The following is a 22,071-nucleotide window of genomic DNA, read 5'->3' as shown; positions in this document are numbered from 1 at the left end:
CGGAAAAATGTAGATAGGAGAGGCGAAGATGAAACACGAAAAAGCACAAAATATTTTGCCGAAGCACGTAGTTGAATTCATTCAGCAGTATATCGACGGTACGTATGTTTATATACCCAGAAAGTCTGAGAACCGCAAGGCGTGGGGAGAGTTGACCGGCGCCAAGACCGATCTGAAAATCCGCAATCAGCACATCTATAAAAGCTTCCTGAAGGGCGATTCCATTAGTGAGCTTTCACAGCGGCATCATTTGACGGAGCAATCGATCCGAAGAATCATTCGGGAAGAAAAGAAAAAAGGGTAGCTTGGGGCGACATGGGAAGATATCCATTGCGATACTTCTGATGTCGCTTTTTGCTGGCTTACGATCCTGTTTCATTCAGAAGCGTTCATGAGCTTGAGAAGCGTTCGAGCAGATGGTAAGTTTGGTAGCAAACACTGACTGAACAAGGAGGGACAAGAGTTGACTCAAAACATATACGACAACGAAGAGTTCTTCAAAGGCTACAGTCAATTGAGCCGTTCTGTCCTGGGGCTGGATGGTGCGCCGGAATGGCCTGCGCTGCGAGCGCTGCTCCCTGATTTGTATGGTGCCCGCGTGCTTGATCTGGGCTGCGGATTCGGATGGTTCTGCCGCTGGGCCAGTCAAAATGGAGCGGCAAGTGTAGTCGGAATCGACGTTTCCGAGAACATGCTGGCAAGGGGGAAAAGGGAAACGAGAGATTCAAAGATTGCCTATTTGAGAGCGGACATGGAAAACCTCGAATTGCAGGAAGGATCATATGACCTGGTGTACAGTTCGCTCGCTTTCCACTATGTTGAAAACTTGCCTGGCCTGATGAAGGAAGTGTACAAATCTCTCAAACCGGGTGGAAGTCTAGTATGCTCGGTTGAGCATCCGATCTATACAGCTTCCAGCGGGCCGGGATGGATCGAGCATCCTGACGGCCACAGGGCCTGGCCTGTCGACAACTATCACCACGAGGGGGCACGAAAAACGAATTGGCTGGTCGAAGGAGTGGTCAAGCAGCATCGAACGATTGGCACATACCTGAATTTGTTGATCGGGCTTGGTTTTTCGATAACCCGCGTTGTAGAGTGGGGGCCCTCCAAAGAACAGCTTGACGCTCATCCCGAGTGGGAAGAAGAGCTTCATCGTCCCATGTTTTTGCTGATTTCGGCCGGGAAAGCCTAATCTATCGCACTCCAAACGTTATGTCTGGAAAAATCGCCAATAGAAGAATGGAGATCATGTCAATGAATCACTGTCATCTGCTCGACATCGAGTTTGCGTATAACGGACAAATACAGAGCATCACGCCTGTTCTGCTTCAAGATGAGCGGGAAACGGTTCTCGTCGATTGCGGCTATCCAGATTTTACGCCGCTTCTTGAAAAAGCGCTTCTTCAAAATGGCGTCACGTTTGATTCGATCACCAGGCTGATCGTGACGCATCACGATATGGACCATATCGGTTCGCTGGCAGAGCTGAAGCGGAAGTACCCTCAGATCGAAATCATTGCCCATGAACGGGAAGTCCCTCACATCGACGGAACAAAGAAGTCGTTGCGGCTTGAACAGGCAGAGTCAACGTTTGATAAGCTGCCGGATGAAGCGAAACCACACGCGGAACAGTTTATTCGCTTCTTGCGGTCAATGGAGCCGGTTCCGGTTGATCGCACGGTCTCTAGTGGCGAGAGGCTGCCATGGTGCGGCGGTATTGACATCGTCCATACACCGGGACATATGCCAGGCCATATCTCCCTGTATCTGGCTTCGGCCAAGACACTGATCGCGGGAGATGCGGTCGTCATCGAACAGGGAAAGCTGAATATCGCAAATCCTCAGTATACATTGGACTTGGACGAGGCTATCGGCTCCGTTCAGCGGTTGCTCGATTACGACATGGAACAGTTGATCTGCTACCATGGAGGCCTATTTTCCGGAAATGCAAAGGAAGCGCTCATGGATCTCCTTCGGCAATATAAGCCGTAATTCCCGGCTGTGAAGTGTGGTTCCATATAAGATTGGAGTCCAAGATATCATCAGTCTGACCCGTCTCAGTTCTGCGAGGCGGGTTTTGCGTTGGTGTTCCCGCTTTCCGGAGAAGGACGTTGCCGTCAACCGTTATCCCATGTCTTGTGCAGTGAATCCGGCCTCCCCAATAGAAACCCCTGTCCGATCGGAACGCCTAACGATTCTGCGATGGCTAAATCCTCCGGCTCTTCCAAGCCTTCCAGTACAAGGCGGATTTGGCCTATGCAAAAGTCGACGAACAGGGAGACGAGTTTTTGCTTGTACCCGCTTGAAGCCAGACGGCTGCCAAAATAACGGTCAAGCTTGATGATGTCCGGTTCATACTCCACGATCTTCTTTAAAGAAGCGGCCCCCGAGCCGACATCATCAAGCGCAATCAGAAAGCCGTATTGACGCAGCTTGCGAATTTTCTGCCCCAAAAGCCGTATCTCCCACATTTTATCTTCCTCGTTGGCCTCGTTTATTTCCAGAACAATCCGCCCGCTCAGCGATTGGTACTCCCGCAGTTCGCCATGTAGAAAGTCGTGAAAAGCAGGGTTCAATAAAGTGGAAGGAAACACGTTAATGAACAGCAGCGGAGCCACGGATGCAGAGGGCGTTTCCGAAAAGTATGAGGCAATCGCCCCTTTCATCGAGAATGTATCCAATTCGAACAGGCGATTCTCTGTACGAGCGGTTAGAAAGATCGTTTCAGGAGATAGATTCGCCGTTGAGCGAAGAAGTGCTTCGTACCCGACAAAACGTCCCGTTGACAACTGTACGAGAGGCTGAAATACGGGATAATACCATTCCTTTTGCATCAAGTCGTTCATCGTCATTAAAATCCCTTTTGATCGAGCAGCCTTGTTTATTCTCCACTTATCCAGAGCTATGATGCTCTTGAGTGGACAAGAAAATTTGATGCAGGAAAAATTGTTTCCTGCAGAAAAAATGAATTGTCGACATTTTACAACAAACAAGACGTTATAGCAATTTCCTCTCGCCAGTCACAATAAGGCATTCAGATTGTATACAGGAGAGCAGCAAGAAGATAAGTTTGCCAAAGGAAACAAAGTTGTATATGTACAAAACTTTTTTTATCCTGTACACTGGGCTTATATTCAATCAAGATAGGAGGAGATTCAAATGGAACCATTTTCTTTACCAAGATTGCCGTATGGATACGATGAGCTGGAACCGTACCTCGATGCCAGAACAATGGAAATCCATCACGGGAAGCATCATGCAACCTATGTGGCAAACTTGAATAAAGCGTTGGAACAATACCCCCAGTTCCATCACGCTCCGATCGAAGAACTGATCAGCCATTTGGATGATGTTCCGGAAGATATTCGCACCGCTGTCCGGAATCACGGGGGCGGGCACTACAGTCACAGCTTGTATTGGTCGATCATGAGTCCGACCGGGGGTGGAAAACCGTACGGGGACATCGCCAAATCGATTGACAAGCACTTCGGCAGCTTCGAGGAGATGAAGGAAGAGTTGACAAAAGCGGCTGTCAGCCGCTTCGGCTCCGGATGGGGATGGCTCGTTGTCAATGGGGACAAATTGGAAGTGACCAGCACCGCCAATCAAGATACGCCTTTTATGGAGAAGAAAACGCCGATCCTGGTTGTCGATGTTTGGGAGCATGCGTATTACCTCAAGTATCAAAACAAGCGACCGGACTTTGTCTCTTCCTGGTGGAATGTCGTCAACTGGGAAGAAGTCAATCGCCTGTACAACGAGGCGATTCTCTGAGGAAGTTTATCCATGGACAAACAGGGAGCTCCTCGCCGGGAACAGGCAAGACGACTCGAAATATTGTGGTTGCTCAAGAAACGAGGCTCCATCAGTGTTTTGGAGTTGGCAGAATATTTCGGGATAACAAAAGCCGCCATCCGCAAGCATTTAGATGTATTGCAAAAAGACCGGTATATTGACGCCAATATCCGCCGCAAGCAAATGGGGAGACCGACTTTTGTCTACCGTCTGACTCCTGCGGCCGACAAGTTTTTCCCGAGTCATTACGACGGGTTGGCCATTGAAATGATGGATGATATCGACTGCCTCTTCGGCAACTCGTTCGTCGACAAGCTCTTTGAGCGAAGAATGGAGAGGAGCGCTCAAAAGTACCGAAAGGAGATGGCAGGGAAAGAGTTTGAAGAGCGTTTGCTGACTTTGGCAAAACTTCAGGATGAGGACGGGTACATGGTCAAGGTAGAAAAAAGAAAGGACGGCTTGTATTTGCTGGAGGAAGCGAATTGCCCCATTTCCCACATAGCTGTTCGATATCGCCAGGCCTGTCGATGCGAGCTGATCATGTTTGCGGCTTTGCTTGACGCCCATGTAGAGAGGACGGAGTGCATAGCCGATGGAAACAGGAAATGCCGCTATCTCGTAAGGGAAAAAATGGGGGAAACAGACGGACTCGGAAGACCTTAGTTCAACCTATCGCAACGAAAAGATTCCGTATGGGATTCAAAACATTCCACCAAGCTGACCAAATGGTCCCCTGCGAATAAGCGGACATGGAAAACATCATTGCGTAATTATCTGGCGCTGGCATGCTGCACGGCGCCAGTTTGTTTCGCGATCCTGGTCACATTTATGTAAACGATGAACTCGATGAAATTCAAAAAGAATTCCAGATTTCCGTGGAAAGGAGAAAAATCACGACGAAGGAAGAGGCTCAAAATGCTCCCACCGCTTTTACGACATATAGCGCCTTCTTTAACGGAAAATTTTTAACGCACGAAATACTGAACATGAAAAAATTTGATGCCCTTTTAAAAAAATCGGGAGAGTAGCATCCGTTTGAGACGGCAATCAAAGGAAAAACGGGCCTGTCGTACGTCTGGGCTGACTTTCCGTACCCTGCTATCCAGGAAACCGGTACTTCTGTATTGCACACCGGCATCGCTAAAAAGACCCCATCTTGGAGTGGAAAGAGTATAATAAAATGGCAGAAGCAGACACTAAAAAGGCCCTGCCCATGCATTGTTCCGGACCGGATGGGTCAAGGAGCTTGACCAAGCAATGCTGGAATTTGGATAAAAAAATCTCATGAAGCAAAAAAGGAGATACAATGACAAAGGAATCGGCAAGAAAGGATACAGGATGGAACCTGGACAACAGCTATGCGCGGCTGCCGGATTTTTTTTATGCCAGCCTCACACCGACCCCTGTTCGCTCGCCGAAGCTGATCATTCTCAATGAGTCGCTGGCAACCGAACTAGGGTTGAATGTTCAAGAGCTCCGAAGCGAGGACGGCGTAGAGGTGTTTGCGGGCAACCGGATTCCCGAAGGCGCTTCGCCGCTAGCCCAAGCCTATGCGGGGCATCAATTCGGCCATTTTACCATGCTGGGAGACGGCCGGGCGCTGCTTATTGGAGAGCAGATCACTCCTCAGGGAGAACGGGTCGATATTCAGCTCAAGGGTTCGGGAAGGACCCCATTCTCCCGCGGAGGCGATGGTCGGGCGGCACTCGGGCCGATGCTGCGGGAATACATCATCAGCGAAGCCATGCATGCACTCGGGATTGCGACCACCCGCAGTCTGGCTGTAGTCGCGACCGGCGAGCCAGTGATCCGGGAGACCGACCTGCCTGGCGCTATTCTCACTCGGGTGGCGTCCAGCCATCTGCGTGTCGGCACTTTTCAGTATGCGGCAAATTGGGGTACCGTCGAGCAGCTCAAGGCTCTGGCCGACTATGCCATCCACCGTCATTTTCCAGCTGCAGAGGCGGAAGAGAACCGATACTTGTCGCTGCTTCGGCAAGTAATCATGCGTCAGGCGGCGCTCATTTCAAAATGGCAATTGGTCGGCTTTATCCACGGGGTCATGAACACCGACAACATGGCGATCAGCGGCGAAACGATCGACTACGGCCCTTGCGCTTTTATGGATACATACGATCCCGCGACGGTTTTCAGCTCCATCGACGTGCAAGGCCGCTATGCCTATGGCAATCAGCCGTATATTGGCGGATGGAATCTCGCGAGATTTGCCGAAGCCTTATTGCCACTGCTGCACGAGGACCAAGACCAGGCTGTCCAGCTCGCTCAGGATGAAATTTCCAAATACTTGAAGCTATATCACAAAAATTGGCTTGCGGGAATGAGAGCAAAACTCGGCATCAGCAATGAAGAAAAGGAGGATGAAGAGCTGATTGCAGACCTCCTTACTATGATGCAGAAATATCAAGCGGACTATACCAGCACCTTCCGGGCATTCACGCTTGGAAAGCCGGAGGATACGGCCTTGTTTGGGACGCCGGAATTTGCTCCGTGGCATGAGCGGTGGCAGGCGAGACTGGACCGGCAGCAGGTGGCAATGGACGTTTCGCAGCAGTTGATGCGCAGCAGCAATCCAGCGGTAATTCCGCGCAACCATCTGGTGGAAGAGGCATTGGAAGCGGCGGCGAGCCGGGGGGACTACAGCGTGATGGAGCGGCTGCTCGATGTACTTTCCAAACCTTTCGCTCACAGCCCCGAGCAGGAAGAATACTGCGCACCGCCTCCCCAATCGGACCGTCCTTACGTAACCTATTGCGGGACCTGATTGGATGAGCGGATTCGCACCATGCCAAGAGAGGCTGTTCCACCTTTACTTCCAGAGAGCGGATATTGACCGTTTTGGCAGCATGATTTTGATAAACGTAGCGAGGCCGAGATACCCGAACAGAGGGTACAGAAATAACAGCAGGTCGGAGTATCCGATAAAGCAGAGCAAGGAGCTTGCTGTAAACAAGGCAAAATAGACACTCGTCACCGGGATGTTGACAAGCTCGCGGATTTGCTGCCCGATTCCAAAGACGTTCGAGATGAGGGTAGTGAAGATTTCGGAGTAGAGGACGAAGACAAAAAACAGCTGCAGCCAGTCATTCCACTGTCCCGTGATGAAAATGATCGGCACTTCCATATAGCGAATCTGCTCCCAGTTGGCGAGCATGGCGATATGGGAGCTCAGCATCAGGAAACCCAGACTGCCGCCGCCGATAATCCCGGCCCGTTTCAAGACGATGGGTTCCTTAATGGAATGTCCGATCGGAACGAGTACGGCTTGGGCCATCGCCAGATTAAACGAGACGTACAAGACCGCCTGCCACAAAAATTCGAGCGAATCCGGCGGAGTTTCGGGGATCGGGGAGACGACGTCGCCATCCATGAGGATCAAGAAGGCAAAGAGAAGCATCGAGGGCACAACGATGGAGTTGATCGCAAGCAGCCGCTCCAAGCCTTTCCGGAGCAAAAGAGCAGCGGCTACAGCTGTGGCGAGGATCCCGAAGAAGTACGGAAAATCGAATTGCTCTTCCAACACCGAGCCCGCTCCGGCCAGCATGACAGTGGTGACTCCTAGCAAGGTCAAAAATACCAATAGGTTAATGATTCGTCCCGGGATGGAACCGAATAGCTGACGATTAAACGATTCATAAGAGGGCGTTCCAAGTTGATGGGCCAGAACCATTAGGCGGTAACCGAGCCACATGAACAGGCCGGTCGATATCCAGATGCCCCAAGTCCCCGCATGGCCGTAAGCAGTGAAAAAAGCAACAATTTCCTGGCCGCTGGCAAACCCGGCCCCGACAATGGTTCCGACGAAGGTGGCAGCCACCTGCACACTTTTGATCCACAGTCTCATAAACGATGCCCGACCTTTCCTCCAGCTTGCTTTTACCATTTTATGGAGGCTTGGTCAAAATCAGAAGAAAAAAGAAGCGATGATGAAGAAAGGCGCAGCGCAAAGCGCCAAAAAATCCTCCTGACATGGTTTTCGATCATGCTCGGAGGATTTTCGTTTTTGACAAAACGCGTCTCAAAGGGGTTCCGCTGATTTTGCAGGACAGCAGAAAAGCTGTCCATGTCAAATGAGAAGCATCGCGACAAGTGTCGTTACCAAAAGCCCGATGACGACCGGATAAAGATTGCGTCTCGCCAGCTCGAATGGGTCAACGCGGCAAATGGCTGCGGCAGGAATCAACGCCCACGGGATAATGGTGCCGCCCCCGACCCAAATCGCCGAGACCTGACCCAATGCCGTCAATGTGGCTGCCCCCGTTCCGAGAGCAGTGGCGAACAATTGGGCAAGCGAGCCTGCGAGGGTAATTCCGGAGAAGCCGGAACCATCCAGACCCGTAATGACACCGATGGATGTCAAGGCGAGAGCGGCCACTTCCTTGCTTAACGGAATCGTATGGGCCAAGGCAACTCCCAAGTCATTTACAATACCTTGCGAGCCGGCGGGTAGCGTCTCTCCAAAGACTTTGAGAAAACCGCTGTCCCCCATGTAAAAGAAGGCAGCGATTGGAATGACCGGACCAAATACTTTAAAACCGAATTGAAAGCCGTGAATCAGGTGGTTCGTTACCTTCTCCAGACCTGCCTGCTTGTGAGCGATCAATGTGACGGCTACGAGGATGAACAGAGCGGTCCCTCCAACAAGCGCAGTGGCATCTCCTCCTTTTAATTGAAGGAGGAACATCGCGCATACATCGAGGAGAAAAAGCAGGATCACAGCTGCAGCCAGCCAATTGCGCAGGCCAGCGGGGAGTGGTGCAAACGCGTTTTTTGGATTTAAGTCCGAATTTTCGGTCTCTTGGATAGACTCAGCAGCAAGACCGTTCTGCATATCCTTTCGCAAATACCAAAATGCGGTAACCGTCGTCACCAATCCCATAACGATAACGAGCGGAACACTCGCCGAAATGACGTCTGCAACCGGCAGGCCGGCCGCTTTCGCTGTCAGTGTGGGTGCACCCTGAATAATAAAATCGCCGGACAAGGCAATGCCATGTCCGAACAGGTTCATCGCGACGGCTGCACCGATCGCGGGAAGTCCTACGCGGATGGCGGCAGGGAGGAGAACGGCTCCGATCAGCGCAACGGCAGGGGAAGGCCAGAAAAACCAGGAGATGGTCATCATCGCGAGCCCAATCACCCAAAACGCCAGCGCAGGTGTACGGATGAGAGAAGAAACGGGTTTGATCATGGTTTCGTTAATGCCGGTCTCGGACAAGACCTGGCTCATCGCGACGATAATGGAAATGACGAGAATCGTCGGCAACAGCTCGGTAATGGCGAATACAAAACTACCGAACAATCCCCCTACCGCTGCTGTGACCGAGCCCGTAGCCGTCATTCCAAGCGCGGCGATTCCGATCATGCAAAGAAGACTTGTGTCGCGTCTCATCACCATCGTCACGATAATGACGATGACAAACAAAACATAGACGCCGTGAATCCAGAACAGTTCTACACCCATGCCAATCCCCCTCCTTGATCGGGTCAGGAGAATGCCTCTGCTGACACACTATGCAAAGGAACAGGCATGGGTGAAGGTGGAATGGGGCTTACAATTTGTTGTAGCGGATCGTTCTCCAGACTTCCCACATCCAGTGATGGGTGACGTGATCAAGCTCTTCGGTCCGGTTCAGAATTTTGTAAATGCGTTCCATGAGCTGCTCGTATTCCTCTTCAGTCAATTGTACCTGGGGCATCCCAATCTTCCTCTCAGTGTCGTTGATAACCATTTTATCCCAATTTTTACGGCCGGTATACCGACCTGGTCTATCACGGGGTGCCGGATAACTGGAAATGCCCGGCTATTTATGCGAGGATAGGAAGGAAGCATTTTTTTCACCAAGTAAGGCCAAGAGGGGGGACCGGCGCCTGCCTGCGCCATTTACCATGCTGAATACTGCACAGCTTCAACAAAAAATAGATCAAGCGATCGAAGTACTGGAGCGCCGGTTTTTAGAGCGAAGCGAGCTGATCAGGCTGCTGATTCTCGGGATCATGAGCGGCGAGAACGCGCTGCTGGTCGGTCCGCCGGGAACGGCCAAATCTCAGCTGGCCCGTTCCGTCTCCAAGCTGTTTGGTGCGGAGCATTGGTTTGATTATTTGCTCACCCGTTTTACGACGCCGGATGAGATTTTCGGGCCGGTTTCACTCCAACAGCTAAAGCAAGACCAATACGTGCGTAAGACAGCCGGTTATTTGCCGTCGGCTCAGTTCGCCTTTCTCGATGAGATTTTCAAAGCCAACAGCGCGATTTTAAACTCCTTGTTGTCGATCCTGCATGAACGGATTTACTTTAACGGAAGAGAAAAAGAAGAAGTGCCGCTGCTATTTCTCGTGGCCGCTTCCAATGAACTGCCGGATGAAGAAGAGCAGCTGACCGCCCTGTACGACCGGTTTCTCATCCGCTACGAGGTAAGGTATCTGCAGCATGCCTCCAGCTATGAGAAGATGTTCGATCCGCCGGCGAAAGAAATACCGGTGGTCTTCTCCTTGTACGATGTGAAAGACGTTCAGACCGCCGCCAAAGAGGCAGGCATCTCAGAAGGCTTCATCTACTTTTTGTACAGTCTGAAAAAGGACCTGGAGGAAAAGGAGTTTGTCATCTCCGACAGAAGGTGGAACAAGATCGTCCGGATCTGGAAAACATCCGCAGTGATCAACGGCCGGAATCACGTGTCGATTTGGGATACCGTCTTTACCCCTCATATGCTCTGGGAGGTGCCGGAGGATTTGCCTGTGCTGCGGGAGCTGTTTGAGAAGAGGTTTACAGAGCAAGTAAAAGTGGAGCTGGAAGCAGAGCTGCCTTTGCGGAGATTCCAGCAGGTCGCTCAGCGTTGGCTGGAAAAGGAATCGGAGCTGCACGCTTTCCAGTTCAAAAAGGAAATTGGACACAAAATGGGGGCGGCAAAAGCGGAGGAGTATCGCTCCTTGCTGGAAGAATGCCGGATGGAGCTTGAGGAAACAGGCCGCGATCTGCGCAATCGCTTGCTCGCCTTTCAGCAGCAGGAGAAAAACTTGAACCCCTACATCCATGAGAAAAACAGGCTCATCGATCAAGTAGAGAAGTACGCGGTAAAATACGTTCATCTGCGGGTCGAGGGTGAACGGATTCTACAGATGATCCAAGGGGTATATCGAACGGTGTTCGATCGCGAAATTGCAGGTGCCGAATATGATTACACCCTTTGAGGAGGCTGCGGGACATCATGATCATTCGCGCCAGCAGGGTTGATCGCTATGTTTTTGACGGACTCTGCTACTCATCGCGTACGGCAACGGAATGGATGGAGGAAGCGAGGCAACGGGCGCCGTGGTTTTCCCGCGAGCTTTTGGCCGACTTTTTTCTCAGCTTCTTTCTCCCGGCACCCGAGATCGACCAAACGCGGGAAGCGACACCGTTCCACCGCTGGATGGTTCAGACGCTCCGCAAGCAGTACTTTTACCAAACGATACATCCGCGTACCGTCGGTCAGGAGAGCCCATCGTTCAAAACAGCGATCAAGGCTCTGATGTGGTTGACCGAGAGCTTCTCGGAAGAGGTAAGGAAGCGTGAACGCGAGCAGCAAATCACGCCGCTGGTGGCTGGACTGAATCAAAAGCAGGACGGCGAGGGAAATGAGCAGGCCAAGCTCTCCGAATTTTTGACAGAGAAACAGATTTCAAAGCTTCAATTAGTCGGGTATACCTTGCAGCAGGGAAAACGGCTCGTGGAAGAAAAGCAGGAGGCGATCGACTCCCGCCCATTGGTAGAAGCGGAAATCCAGTCGCTGAAGAACCGAATCGTGGAGTTGCGGGAGGAAATGCGCGTGCAATTTACAAAGCGTTCGAAACTCCAGCAAAAGGTAAAAAAGCTGGAGGACGAGCTGTCGCAACGGGAAAAACAGCATGAGCGCCTCTCGCGTCAGGAGCGGGAAGCCATCGAGCGGTTCGAGCAGGAGCTGGGCCATTGGCTGGATCGGTCGTTGAAAGAGACGCTTGCCGATGAGGAGGTCGACACTCTGTTTGTTCGCGAGCTCCTTGAGGCCAGCCAGCGTTTTGCGAATCGCCGCTGGGGAAGCGACCTGGGCAAGCTTCGCAGGCAAACGCTCGACCAGTACCTGAAGTGGGTGGACAAGCTCAAGCGGCATCCCGATTTGCTCTCCTTTTTGGAGGAAGTGGGGCGCAATGTCCATCATTTCCGGATGAAAAAGAAGGAGAAGCGGACGCGCCTGATACCGGAAGAATACGATAACCTCAGGCAATCGGGAGATATCGGGCATATGCTGCCGAGCGAAGCGGTTCTGCTTGCTGATCCCGAGTACGAAAGCTATTTTCTGCTGAAATGGCTGGAACAAAAGCTGATGACCTACGATACGGCAGGCTGGTATGAGGAGCCGCCCAAAGGGCCTGTCATCTGCATGCTGGACACCTCTCATTCGATGAGGGGAGGAAAGCTGCGGCTCGCGCAGGTGTTTGTCATGACATTCGCGGCTCTTTGCCTGCTGGAAAAGCGGGATTTCATCCTGCTGTTGTTCGGCGCCAAAGGCGAAGTCCTGGAGCGGGCGCTGTATCATCGCAGACCGGATTGGCCCGGGTTCTACTCCTTGGCGCAGACTGCTTTTGGCGGAGGTACCCACTTTGATTCTCCAATGAAGCGTGCGATCGCGATACTGGAGGAGAACAGCCGTTTTCAAGGTGCCGATCTCGTGATGGCGACGGATGGCGTCGGGGGGCTTTCTGTTTACGTTCGGGATATGCTCGCTCATTTGGCCGAGAAAAAACAGGTCCGGCTGCACACCTTGATCGTAGGCTCCGCCAGGCAGCATCTCGTGCAAGAGTACGATATCCTCGGCGTCTCTCATCGAGTGAGGTTTGCCTCCACCTGGGAGAGCAAGGGGGAGGAGCAGACGGGATTGTTGCTCGACGTCTTCTCAGCGAACAAACAGCCGTAATTGTCTAAGCCTATCCCGCAAAAATGGCGAAAAGACCATCCAGGCAATGGAATGCCAACAGATGGTCTTTTTATTATCTCCCGTTCTTCGCATAGGCAATTCGTCACTCCGACTTTTACCCATTTTTTATTAAGCCGCTGAAAGCCGTTCAACCGTTTTTTCCGGGAGCCGAAGCAGTTCTGCTTCAAAACCCTCAGGGAAATGGAGCACCAGCGCTTGATGGCCTTCCTTGAGCGGAAGCTTGCCGTTTCGTTCTCCCATGGTGTTATTCCTCCTCTAGTTGACACGGCTCAACAGACTTCGGCCAAATTCGAGTTCGTCAAATTTTTCACGTACCCGAGCGCTTTCGTATGCCCATCTCGCTTCATTCGGATCAAAGGTGATCGGGACATCGCGGATGATCGTCGCCAATTTTTTGCTTAAATACACCTGCTCGCGGTTTTCTTCCAGCTTGACTCTCATTTTGGGCGTGCAGGCCTCCAGACGGCTGTACAGATTGTCCAGGCTTTGATGCTCACAGATCAGCTTGTGAGCGGTCTTCTCGCCAATGCCGGGACATCCGGGAATGCAATCGGAAGCATCGCCCATCAGGGCCTTCACGTCGATAACCTGCTCCGCGGTAATCCCGCGCAGATGAAGCAGACTGGCGGGGGTGTAATGCTCGTGTTTGCCGCCGTTTTTCAATATTTTTACGCTGACTTTATCTGACACGAGCTGAAGGCTGTCGTAATCGCCTGTTGCAATCACCACTTCATGTCCGTTAGCAGCCAGCATGGAGCTGAGTGTCCCGAGTACATCATCCCCCTCATATCCGGGGCATCCTATATTCGGCACAGAAAATGCTTCGGTGACCTCCTTGACGAGATCAAACTGCGGGATTAACTCCTCGGGAGGAGCATTGCGATTTGCTTTATAGCCGTCGTACCACTGACTGCGGATAAGCGTTTCTCTGGCTGCGACATCCCACCCGACAGCCACGTGTGTGGGCTGGATCAGATCGACGTAGTCGAGCATCATTTTGGTAAATCCATGGACGGCATTCGTGTATACGCCCTGAGACGTTTGACGGTATCCCCCCGCCCAGGCGGAAGCGAAAAACGCTCGAAACAGAAAGCTCATTCCGTCAATGAGCAAAATTTTTTGCGGCTCGTTCAAATTGGCGGCTCCTCTCATCATCCAAACTATTCGCTTCATTATAACACAAAAAAGGTCGAGTTCTTTTCGCTGCGCCTGTCAGATTTTACATCGCCGAATTGCGAATGGGACGCAAACGCCGGAGGGAAGATACTATCACAAGAGGTCAGCAAGCCTCTTTTCCCAACGTCTCTCGGTCTCACTGGAGAGGAGCTTTTAGCTGGCGGTTCGATTCCGTCCCGGGAGAAAAAAGCGATAGGAGGAATCACACATGGCGAACAACAACCAAGGTGGTACCAACAATCTGTTAGTTCCTCAAGCAAATGCGGCCCTGGACCAGCTGAAGTATGAAATTGCTGCAGAATTCGGTGTAAATCTGGGCGCTGATACGACCTCCCGCCAAAACGGTTCCGTCGGAGGAGAAATTACGAAACGTCTGGTTAGCTTTGCTGAACAACAACTGGCAGGCCGCGGTTAATTCCGTGCAGCTACAAGTAAATATGTGAATGGCGGAGGACCCCTTTATGCAGGGGTCTTCTTCTTGTCTCTAAACGTTCGCCCTTTTTTTTCCAAGTGTGCGAATGCACAATCCACATGAGCGGACTAGTCATATGGTGTAGTGTGACGACAGCAACCCATTCTTGTTTGCGATGGAGAGGAGTGACGGCCGGCCGTGAAAAAGAAGGAGCTTAAACGTTTGTTTAAAACCAATCCCGATTTTGAGGCATGGCTCAGGCAGGACGCATCCCGTATTGAATCGATCCGCGCCAACCCGGCAGCTGCCAGCCAATTGTTCAAGCGTTGGAGTGACAGAAAAAAAGGGAAGATCGACTTTGAAAACATTACAGAGAAAACGAAAAAGGCCAGCGAAATGCTGACCAATGTGCAATCATTCATGGAAATGATGTCGGAATATAGTAAAAAACAGGAAAAACAGTAGAAGGCTGATGAATTTTAGCCTTCTTTTTCTTTTTCAATTCCCGCTATGATTTGTTATACTGGAAAATGGGAGGGAATACGTGATGATCCAGCAGCTTTCCAGTCTGATGCTAATAGCCGCTCTGGTCTTTTCTGCAGGGACCAGCAGTCTGGGCAAGGAGGTAAAAGAGAGCGCCCAGACTGTGCTTGAACAACCGCAATTGGCGATCACACCCGCTCATGCGAGTCCGGGCGACGCCGTTCTGGTGAAGAGCAAGCAGGCTACGTCAGTAACCCTTTTTCAGAAAACCTACCGGTTGCAGCCTTCAAACGGCGAGTACATCCGGTTTATTCCGGTTCCCTTTGACGCAAAGCCAATGACCTATACTGTTCAAACAATAGATAATAAACTGAAAGCTGAATTGACGATCGTACCAAAACAGTTCGCGGTGGACAAGCTGACCGTTTCCAAGCAGCTGAACCAGATGAGACAAGACTCGGCCAGGATTGATGCCGATCAGAAAAAAATCAACGCTGCCCGGTCGAAGTCAGCGGAGACGGCGTATTTCACCGACAAATTTCAATGGCCTGCACAAGGCCGCATTACAACCCCATACGGATATCAACGAGTGGTTAACGGAGTACCGGCCAATCGACATGCAGCTATAGATATCGCAGGCAAAACAGGCACGCCGATCGCGGCAACCAACCACGGGAAAGTCGTTCTGGCGGAGTCTTTGTATTTGACCGGTAACACGGTTATCATTGACCACGGCCTCCAGGTATTTTCCATCTATGCACACATGTCCAAGATTGATGTGAAAACAGGCGATCTGGTGAAAGCCGGACAGCAAATCGGCCGCATCGGCAGCACGGGTTTCTCTACCGGGCCGCATCTTCACTTTGGCATGTTGATTGGAAATACGTATGTCAATCCGCAACCATTTCTGGATGCATCACCTTTCCTCTGGGAGTGACATGGAGGTGTTTTTTGAATGAAAAGCACACAAGTACCAAATCGAGTATTAAATAACCTTGTTCATTTTTTGGCACCTTATGAACAAGCTGTTGATGAATTGAAATTAAAGCTAAAAGGAATTAAATACGGCTTTATGAAGCGGGGGCGCTATTCCCCGATCGAGTTTGTGGTAGGTCGCGTCAAAAAAGTGGACAGCCTGATAAAAAAGGCTCAAGAAAAAGGGATAGACTTTACGCGGAACGATTGGGAAGAAGATCTCGCTCGCGAGATTACGGATATTGCTGGATTGCGCGTAGTCTGCCGTTATGTGGATGACGTCCGGGAGGTGCAGCAGCTGCTGCAGGAGCGGGAAGACATTGTCATTCACGACGTCAAGGACTATATTGCATCACCGAAAGACTCCGGGTACCGAAGCATTCACATGATTGCATCATATACGGTCTACCATGGAAGCGAAAAAATTACTTTGCTTTGTGAGATCCAGATCAGAACCCTCGGAATGAATTTCTGGGCTACGAATGAACATGAGCTCAGGTACAAATATGCGGGGAACATTCCTCAGAATGTGATGGAACAGCTTCATGAAGCATCCTTGATTACTCATCAGCTTGATGTCCTGATGAACAATCTAAGGCAAGAGATTTTGACACCGCAGGCAGTCGACCCGACTCTCGAAGAAAAGCTGGAGGAGATTTTCTCTCTGTACGTGAAACAAGATTTGGAATCAGCCGCCGCTCTGTATCGCGAGCACGTCAGCGGGTTCGAACAAGCTTTCCAGGACAATCCAAAGTTCAAAATGATTTACGATTTGCTAGGAAAACGTCTCGGCTAAAAACATAGAAACGCTACTTTTTGTACCGCAACCAGATCGAATAGCAAGGAAAGGAACCAAAAAAGCATGCGTTATGTACTCATCTGCCTGCTTGCCGCGGCGTGTGTTTTTTCCACAGCACCGGCACAGCAGGTCAAGGCACAGGAGGGATCTGCCGTCTTGTCGCCGGATATGCTTAGCGGGGAATCTGCCATTTTAATAGACGCGAAGACCGGTCAGGTTTTGTTCGAAAAGAACCCCCACGCCAAACTATATCCGGCAAGTATCACAAAAATTGCAACAGGTATTTATGCGATTGAAAGGGGTAACCCTGACGACATCGTGACAGTTTCGAGGAGAGCTCGCTGGGAGGAAGGCACCCGTGTCTACCTTGCAGAAGGCGAGAAGGTTACGTTAAAAAAACTGGAGTACGGGTTGCTTATGAACTCTGGCAATGATGCGGCGACAGCGATCGCTGAACATTTGGGCAGCAGCGTGGAGCAATTTGCCGAGCAGTTGAATGCTTATCTGGTTGAAAAAGTAGGCATAGAAGAAACGCATTTTACCAATGCTCATGGCTTGCATGATCCGAATCACTACACGACCGCGGCCGATATGGCAAAAATTGCTCAGTACGCCATGAAGAATCCGATTTTCCGAGAAATTGTCGCAACGGAAAGGCTGCCCTGGGACGGACTGGAATGGAAAACGGTTTTGGTCAACCATAACAAGCTGCTCCGCAATTATGAAGGAGCAACGGGAATCAAGAACGGCTTTACGGACCAGGCCCGCAATACCCTCGTCGGTTCGGCCAAGCGAGGGAACACCGAATTGATTGCCGTTACGATGAAAGCGGGCTCCAGCAACCTTTCCTACAAGGACGTCACTGCCATGTTGGACTATGGCTTTGCCCATTTTGAGACGAAGCAGATTGCACATGCCGGGCAGACGTTTACCCGTGCTGTGCAAAGCGGACAGCAGCCTTCGGAGGAAGCGCTTCCGACCTTCACGGCAGATGCGGATTTGTACGCCACTGTGCCTTTGGGAACGACACCTGAAACAGAGGTTACCTCAGGCGGTCAACTGATTGTACGGGCGGGAGAGCTGTCGCGCACCTACGCATTAAAGCGCAAAGAGGAGCCGCGTGTCGCAGCTGCCGCAAGCAAGGAAGAACCGGAGAGCGTCTCTTCTGGTCCTCGCTACGGAATTTTGTTTACATGGCTTGGATTGAATCTCTTTTTGGTCACCTATACAGTAGCCCGTGCCCGAAAGCGTCGACGCCAGCGCATTCGCCAGATTCCAAGGAATTGGGATCGTATACAATAAGAGAATACAGACCATACACGAGAGCCGTCTCCTTTTCGGGGACGGTTTATTTGCGTTTGCTATCTTGAGGGGAGATCGGCTAAAGCAGTGATTGCAGGAGAAGCGTGGAAGTCAAACAAATAGAGGGATAACTGCCGTGTCCATCCCTAAGCAACCGACGTATGGTAAGAAAGAAGCCATTTACCAGAAAAGGGGGAAACGCGATGGACAACGAGTCACCAAGAGTATCGGTTATCATCCCTGCTCGCAACGAAGGCAAACGCATTGTCCGCGTCATCGAGGAAGTCAAAAAGGTATCCCCCTCCATTGAGATTGTTGTAGTATCGAACGGCACAACAGATGGCACAACCAAGCTTGCTTTGGATTCAGGTGCTCGCGTGATCGAAGGATATCAATCATTAGGATATGATGTAGGGCGTGCGATAGGTGCTTACTTTGCCAAAGGGGAAGTCTTGCTGTTTATCGATGCTGACTTTGTGATTCCGGCGGAAAAGCTGCAAGTATACATCAACGCAGTTCAAGCCGGTTGGGATATCGCCTTGAATGCGTACTCCGGTTACTGCACGAAACGTAAAATGCATCCAACCTCGTTGGCGAAGCGACTGCTGAACCATATCGCGGGAAGACCGGATTTAATAGGCAGTTCTTTGACCACAGTTCCACATGCGATGAGTCGAAAAGCTGTGAAAAAGATCGGGTGGGAGGAGCTCGCTGTACCTCCCCGGGCACAAGCAAAGGCGATTTTGGAAGGACTGTCTATTACACGCGTCTGCCCGATTAATACAGCCAGAGTCAACAAACGGCGGATCGGTCGTACCGAAAATGTGAAGGAGCTGGTCCTTGGAGATCATGCCGAAGCGATCGCGTTCTTTATGAGAGAAAAGGGAGTTCGAGCGGGATTTAAAGACCTGGATCGAAAACGTCAGCTGTTGCAGTTTCCCGGGCATCTTCATTTGCGTTCGATCGTACGCGAAAAGACGGCGCGAATAGAAGGGGGAGAAGGGCGTGATCAACTACAGAGCAAAGAGAAGGGGCAAGACTAATAAACGAAAACGCGTTGTCAGGGCCGTCAAAGGATCTGTCGCCAAGAAAACTGCCAAGCCAATCAAGCTGTCGGTACCAAACCGACTACAACTAAGGCAAAACAGAAAACGACTCTCTGTCATCATACCTGTACGGGACGAAGAAGCGACGATTGGAAAAGTGCTCAGGCAAGTAGGGCGTCTGAAACCAAAGGAAATCATTGTCATCGCCAATGGCAGTCGGGATCGAACGATTCAGATTGTGAGCAAATACAATGTCACTTGCTTTTCCTATCCATTTCAATTGGGACATGATGTCGGTCGAGCGATCGGGGCCAAGGAAGCAAGCGGAGATGTACTGTTATTCCTTGACGGTGACATCGTGATTCCGGCCGAGCGCCTGCAAAAATTTGTCACCGCCTGTTACCAGGGTGTAGATATCTCTCTCAACAACGTGAACCCATTTTTCATTAACACAGCCAAAATAGATGCTGTCAGCATGGCAAAATCTTACCTCAACCGCATGCTGCTTCGAGCTGATCTGGGTTTTTCCTCGATGACGGCAGTTCCTCATGCGATGAAGCGATCTGTGGCTGCCTGGTTGGGATATGATAGTCTGATGGTTCCTCCTCTGGCTCAAGCAAAGGCGATTTTGCAAGGGATTCGGGTAGAGCAAACAGGAAGTGTGGATGTCTTTCGGACGAATCGAAAGAGCACGCTTAATTCAAAAGCGAACAATCTTGTGAAGGAACTGATTTTGGGTGATCACCTCGAAGCCCTTTCCTTCTTGCAGGCGATAAAATCAGAGAGAGTGTTCTTTATCGATCAATTGAGACGCCGCCATCTCTTAAAACATATGGAAAGGACCACCCAGCTTGCTCCGAATCATCATCTTCTTCCAGCCGATATCTAAGAATAACAAAACCGTTGCCGTTTCGAAAATGGCAACGGTTTTGTTCTATATGAGAGCTGAAGGATCGCTGACTGCCCGGTGCCGACGTCTAACGGCCGTCGTGCTTGGGAGACTTCGCCAGTTCGTTATACGCATGGGAAAGGCTCCTCGTAAAGGCTGGGTCGGGGATCTGGTAGTTTGGCGGCAAATCTTTGACAACCATCGACCACAATCCGGGATCGAACACCTGCTCCTCGTTCTTATAGAAGATGGACTCGATTCGATGCGTATCAACGCTATTGGAGTGTATTTCTTCCGATAGAGGCGCAGGTGCGTTGATGTCTATTTGTTCCGCTGTAGGCAATAGCGGGGTCACGATTGGTTCAATTGGAGTAGTAGGTATTGCCGTCACTTTCGGAATGGTGGAGATGGCAGGAAAAGTCTTTACAAATGGTGTTCTTCTAGTGGTACGGCGCTTTCGCGTTTTGGTCACGATTCGGTTTCGCTTGCCAATGCTTCTTATGGCGCCCGCTTGCTTCCTGCCTGTACGGCGAAGTGGGCGTTGCCTAGTTTTGGAGCCTGAGCGGGCAATGAGAGATTGTCGCTCCCGTATCGCTTTCTGCACGGTGTGCAGTGCCAATTGATACGGGACATTCCTCGCTTGTTGCAGGGTAATCTGAATGCCCCTTTTTAATAAAATTTGCCGGTATGCTGCATACACTTTGTCCCTTTTGCTAAGCGTACGTCTTTGTGCCAGTTTTGTCCTCGTTCGCAGAATTTTTCCTCTATATACCTTTACTGCCGTATTTTTTGCGGCAGCACCGCGAAAAACCGGGGGGAGTTTTCGTCTTTGGCTGATGGGTCGCGATGAGCTTTTTACCTTTTTCATGGCCATATTTTATTTCCCCACCTTCTCCATTGCTGACAAATAAATACTCATCGTTTTTTTCAAGAGCGTGGATGGAGCCCAACGATTGAGTCCCCATCTCCGTCCCCGCTCTGCCACTTGCCTTGCAAGAGCCGGATGAGAAAGAACATAGTCGAGTTTGGAAGCAAGGTCAGCGCTGTTTCGTTTGGAGAATATAAAACCGGTCTTTTTATGGGAGACCATTTCCGGTATGCCTCCTGCGTTCGATGCGACGACGAGTTTGCCGGCTACCTGTGCTTCCATGATGGAAAACGGGTGGTTGTCTTGTACGGAAGGGAGAACCAGTATGTGGCTTTGTTTCAACAGCTGCGGGACATCGTCTCGGTCACCGAAAAAGTGGACCACATCGGAAATGCCCAATGAATTGGCCAGAGCGACCATTTCATCGTACAGAGGTCCGTTGCCGATCAGCCAGCAAACGAAGTCACTGCGCTTTTGTTTGAGCTTGTGAAGACCTTCCAACAGGTACCTGTGTCCTTTGACCGGGACGAGTCTAGCCGGACAAATCAAGACGGTTTTTCCACTCTCAACGGGAGGAATGTACGAGTACGTCGGGGAGTTGTATTTCCCCAAAAATTGGCTGGTGTCCATGCCATAAGGGACGGTATGCAGGAGTTTGGCCGGGACACCGTACTCGGGTTCGCTCAGCTTCCGTTTCAGCCAGGAGGTAGGAACCATCGTCTTGGTGGCAGAGGTCGCTCCATAGTACTCTTCCTTGCACACATACTTCCACGGAATAGATTGCTTGCTTTTCACGTCACCGGCAATCATATGCTCGGTCGCCAGAAGACCGTGAATCGTGGCAACTAGGGGAACTTTTGGCGGCTTTACTCTTGATAGCGCACGGGTCGAGATAATGTCCTGCGTATGGATCAGATCGTATTGCTTCAAGTCAAATGAAATGGCTGCCAATTCATACGCGTACCTTTCAATCTCCCGCCAGCGGACCCAATCTTCCACATACGGCTGGGAAGTGTCGTAGTACTTGAGGACATTGTCATACACGACCTGCTTGATTTTCGCTTTCGACAAGTACCGCCCTGTGTGTACCATGTAGTACTTCTGCATATCTGGGTGGTGGGCGAATACATCGACCTGGTGGCCTGCCGCCATCAGTTCTTTTCGGAGTACATTGACGTAGGTATTGACTCCTCCGACATGGGGCAGGTACCAGTAAGTAGCGATGAGGATACGCACCTATGAATCTCTCCTTTTCTGTATCATCGCATACCGGCTCACTATGATATATGTCAAGCTACAGATAAGCGGAAGAGGATGTTCATCTATTTTTTCGTGATATTTCACTACTCTT

The 22,071-nt window shown here is 50.8% G+C and carries 24 protein-coding genes; 16 read left to right on the top strand and 8 right to left on the bottom strand.

The genetic code is table 11. The features are described from left to right. Positions 1-28: 28 nt before the first annotated feature. From Q3F21_RS13345 to Q3F21_RS13335, 3 genes are all read left to right on the top strand, one after another. Positions 29-304, top strand: a complete 276-nt coding sequence (locus tag Q3F21_RS13345; RefSeq protein ID WP_340253376.1) for a CD3324 family protein — start codon at positions 29-31, stop codon at positions 302-304. A gap of 159 nt (positions 305-463) precedes the next feature. Next, the gene (locus Q3F21_RS13340) at positions 464-1,195 is read left to right on the top strand and encodes a class I SAM-dependent methyltransferase (protein ID WP_340253373.1); all 732 of its coding nucleotides are present in this window, start codon (positions 464-466) and stop codon (positions 1,193-1,195) included. Between the two features lie 62 nt (positions 1,196-1,257). Continuing rightward, on the top strand, positions 1,258-1,995 hold the full coding sequence (locus Q3F21_RS13335; protein WP_340253370.1) for an MBL fold metallo-hydrolase: 738 nt from the start codon (positions 1,258-1,260) through the stop codon (positions 1,993-1,995). Positions 1,996-2,120: 125 nt separating this feature from the next. Here Q3F21_RS13335 and Q3F21_RS13330 read toward each other — a convergent pair whose 3' ends face one another. Beyond that, the gene (locus tag Q3F21_RS13330) at positions 2,121-2,849 is read right to left on the bottom strand and encodes an EAL domain-containing protein (RefSeq protein ID WP_340253367.1); all 729 of its coding nucleotides are present in this window, start codon (positions 2,847-2,849) and stop codon (positions 2,121-2,123) included. Positions 2,850-3,162: 313 nt separating this feature from the next. Between Q3F21_RS13330 and Q3F21_RS13325 the strand changes: the two genes are divergently transcribed. From Q3F21_RS13325 to Q3F21_RS13310, 4 genes are all read left to right on the top strand, one after another. After that, a complete protein-coding gene (locus Q3F21_RS13325; protein WP_340253364.1) occupies positions 3,163-3,777 on the top strand; it encodes a superoxide dismutase in 615 nt (204 codons plus the stop codon). A 12-nt stretch (positions 3,778-3,789) separates the two neighbouring features. After that, positions 3,790-4,461, top strand: coding sequence for a helix-turn-helix transcriptional regulator (locus tag Q3F21_RS13320; protein WP_340253361.1), 672 nt, complete (start codon positions 3,790-3,792; stop codon positions 4,459-4,461). A gap of 122 nt (positions 4,462-4,583) precedes the next feature. Next, entirely contained in the window at positions 4,584-4,826 is a 243-nt protein-coding gene (locus tag Q3F21_RS13315; protein WP_340253358.1) for a YoaP domain-containing protein, read from the top strand. Between the two features lie 278 nt (positions 4,827-5,104). Next, positions 5,105-6,580 (top strand): protein adenylyltransferase SelO, encoded by a 1,476-nt coding sequence (locus Q3F21_RS13310; protein ID WP_340253355.1) that lies wholly within the window; start codon positions 5,105-5,107, stop codon positions 6,578-6,580. A gap of 45 nt (positions 6,581-6,625) precedes the next feature. Here Q3F21_RS13310 and Q3F21_RS13305 read toward each other — a convergent pair whose 3' ends face one another. From Q3F21_RS13305 to Q3F21_RS13295, 3 genes are all read right to left on the bottom strand, one after another. Continuing rightward, a complete protein-coding gene (locus tag Q3F21_RS13305; protein ID WP_340253352.1) occupies positions 6,626-7,660 on the bottom strand; it encodes a hypothetical protein in 1,035 nt (344 codons plus the stop codon). A gap of 222 nt (positions 7,661-7,882) precedes the next feature. Further along, positions 7,883-9,280, bottom strand: coding sequence for a hypothetical protein (locus Q3F21_RS13300; protein WP_340253349.1), 1,398 nt, complete (start codon positions 9,278-9,280; stop codon positions 7,883-7,885). An 88-nt stretch (positions 9,281-9,368) separates the two neighbouring features. After that, on the bottom strand, positions 9,369-9,515 hold the full coding sequence (locus Q3F21_RS13295; RefSeq protein WP_340253346.1) for a hypothetical protein: 147 nt from the start codon (positions 9,513-9,515) through the stop codon (positions 9,369-9,371). 190 nt (positions 9,516-9,705) lie between these two features. Here Q3F21_RS13295 and Q3F21_RS13290 point away from each other — a divergent pair, with 190 nt between their 5' ends. Together Q3F21_RS13290 and Q3F21_RS13285 are read left to right on the top strand one after the other, a co-directional pair. Then, complete coding sequence (locus tag Q3F21_RS13290) at positions 9,706-11,007, top strand: AAA family ATPase (RefSeq protein ID WP_340253343.1); 1,302 nt, start codon at positions 9,706-9,708, stop codon at positions 11,005-11,007. Positions 11,008-11,024: 17 nt separating this feature from the next. Next, positions 11,025-12,749: a hypothetical protein gene (locus tag Q3F21_RS13285; protein WP_340253340.1), complete on the top strand. Its 1,725-nt coding sequence runs from the start codon at positions 11,025-11,027 to the stop codon at positions 12,747-12,749. Positions 12,750-12,878: 129 nt separating this feature from the next. Here the strand turns inward: Q3F21_RS13285 and Q3F21_RS13280 are convergent, their stop codons facing one another. Beyond that, positions 12,879-13,010: a hypothetical protein gene (locus Q3F21_RS13280; RefSeq protein ID WP_340253337.1), complete on the bottom strand. Its 132-nt coding sequence runs from the start codon at positions 13,008-13,010 to the stop codon at positions 12,879-12,881. A 15-nt stretch (positions 13,011-13,025) separates the two neighbouring features. Beyond that, entirely contained in the window at positions 13,026-13,904 is an 879-nt protein-coding gene (locus Q3F21_RS13275; RefSeq protein ID WP_340253334.1) for a 5'-3' exonuclease, read from the bottom strand. Positions 13,905-14,154: 250 nt separating this feature from the next. Between Q3F21_RS13275 and Q3F21_RS13270 the strand changes: the two genes are divergently transcribed. The 7 genes from Q3F21_RS13270 (at position 14,155) to Q3F21_RS13240 (ending at position 19,852) form a co-directional block, all read left to right on the top strand. Beyond that, positions 14,155-14,361: a small, acid-soluble spore protein, alpha/beta type gene (locus Q3F21_RS13270; protein ID WP_340253331.1), complete on the top strand. Its 207-nt coding sequence runs from the start codon at positions 14,155-14,157 to the stop codon at positions 14,359-14,361. Between the two features lie 195 nt (positions 14,362-14,556). Next, the gene (locus Q3F21_RS13265; RefSeq protein ID WP_340253328.1) at positions 14,557-14,823 is read left to right on the top strand and encodes a hypothetical protein; all 267 of its coding nucleotides are present in this window, start codon (positions 14,557-14,559) and stop codon (positions 14,821-14,823) included. Between the two features lie 82 nt (positions 14,824-14,905). Continuing rightward, positions 14,906-15,778, top strand: coding sequence for a M23 family metallopeptidase (locus tag Q3F21_RS13260; protein ID WP_340253505.1), 873 nt, complete (start codon positions 14,906-14,908; stop codon positions 15,776-15,778). Positions 15,779-15,796: 18 nt separating this feature from the next. Beyond that, positions 15,797-16,612 carry a GTP pyrophosphokinase family protein gene (locus Q3F21_RS13255; protein ID WP_340253325.1) on the top strand — a complete coding sequence of 272 codons (816 nt, stop codon included), beginning with the start codon at positions 15,797-15,799 and terminating at the stop codon, positions 16,610-16,612. Between the two features lie 66 nt (positions 16,613-16,678). Continuing rightward, entirely contained in the window at positions 16,679-17,917 is a 1,239-nt protein-coding gene (locus Q3F21_RS13250; RefSeq protein WP_340253322.1) for a D-alanyl-D-alanine carboxypeptidase family protein, read from the top strand. Positions 17,918-18,120: 203 nt separating this feature from the next. After that, the gene (locus tag Q3F21_RS13245; RefSeq protein WP_340253319.1) at positions 18,121-18,960 is read left to right on the top strand and encodes a glycosyltransferase family 2 protein; all 840 of its coding nucleotides are present in this window, start codon (positions 18,121-18,123) and stop codon (positions 18,958-18,960) included. Further along, entirely contained in the window at positions 18,923-19,852 is a 930-nt protein-coding gene (locus Q3F21_RS13240) for a glycosyltransferase family 2 protein (protein ID WP_340253316.1), read from the top strand. The genes Q3F21_RS13245 and Q3F21_RS13240 overlap by 38 nt, the downstream gene beginning before the upstream one ends. Positions 19,853-19,940: 88 nt before the next feature. Here Q3F21_RS13240 and Q3F21_RS13235 read toward each other — a convergent pair whose 3' ends face one another. Next, on the bottom strand, positions 19,941-20,471 hold the full coding sequence (locus Q3F21_RS13235; RefSeq protein ID WP_340253313.1) for a hypothetical protein: 531 nt from the start codon (positions 20,469-20,471) through the stop codon (positions 19,941-19,943). A gap of 258 nt (positions 20,472-20,729) precedes the next feature. Then, complete coding sequence (locus tag Q3F21_RS13230) at positions 20,730-21,956, bottom strand: glycosyltransferase family 4 protein (protein ID WP_340253310.1); 1,227 nt, start codon at positions 21,954-21,956, stop codon at positions 20,730-20,732. Positions 21,957-22,071 lie beyond the last annotated feature (115 nt).

It is taken from the genome of Brevibacillus borstelensis, from assembly GCF_037834415.1.
GTDB classification, from domain to species: Bacteria; Bacillota; Bacilli; order Brevibacillales; family Brevibacillaceae; genus Brevibacillus; species Brevibacillus borstelensis_A.
This window is presented reverse-complemented; position numbering and strand designations above follow the sequence as displayed.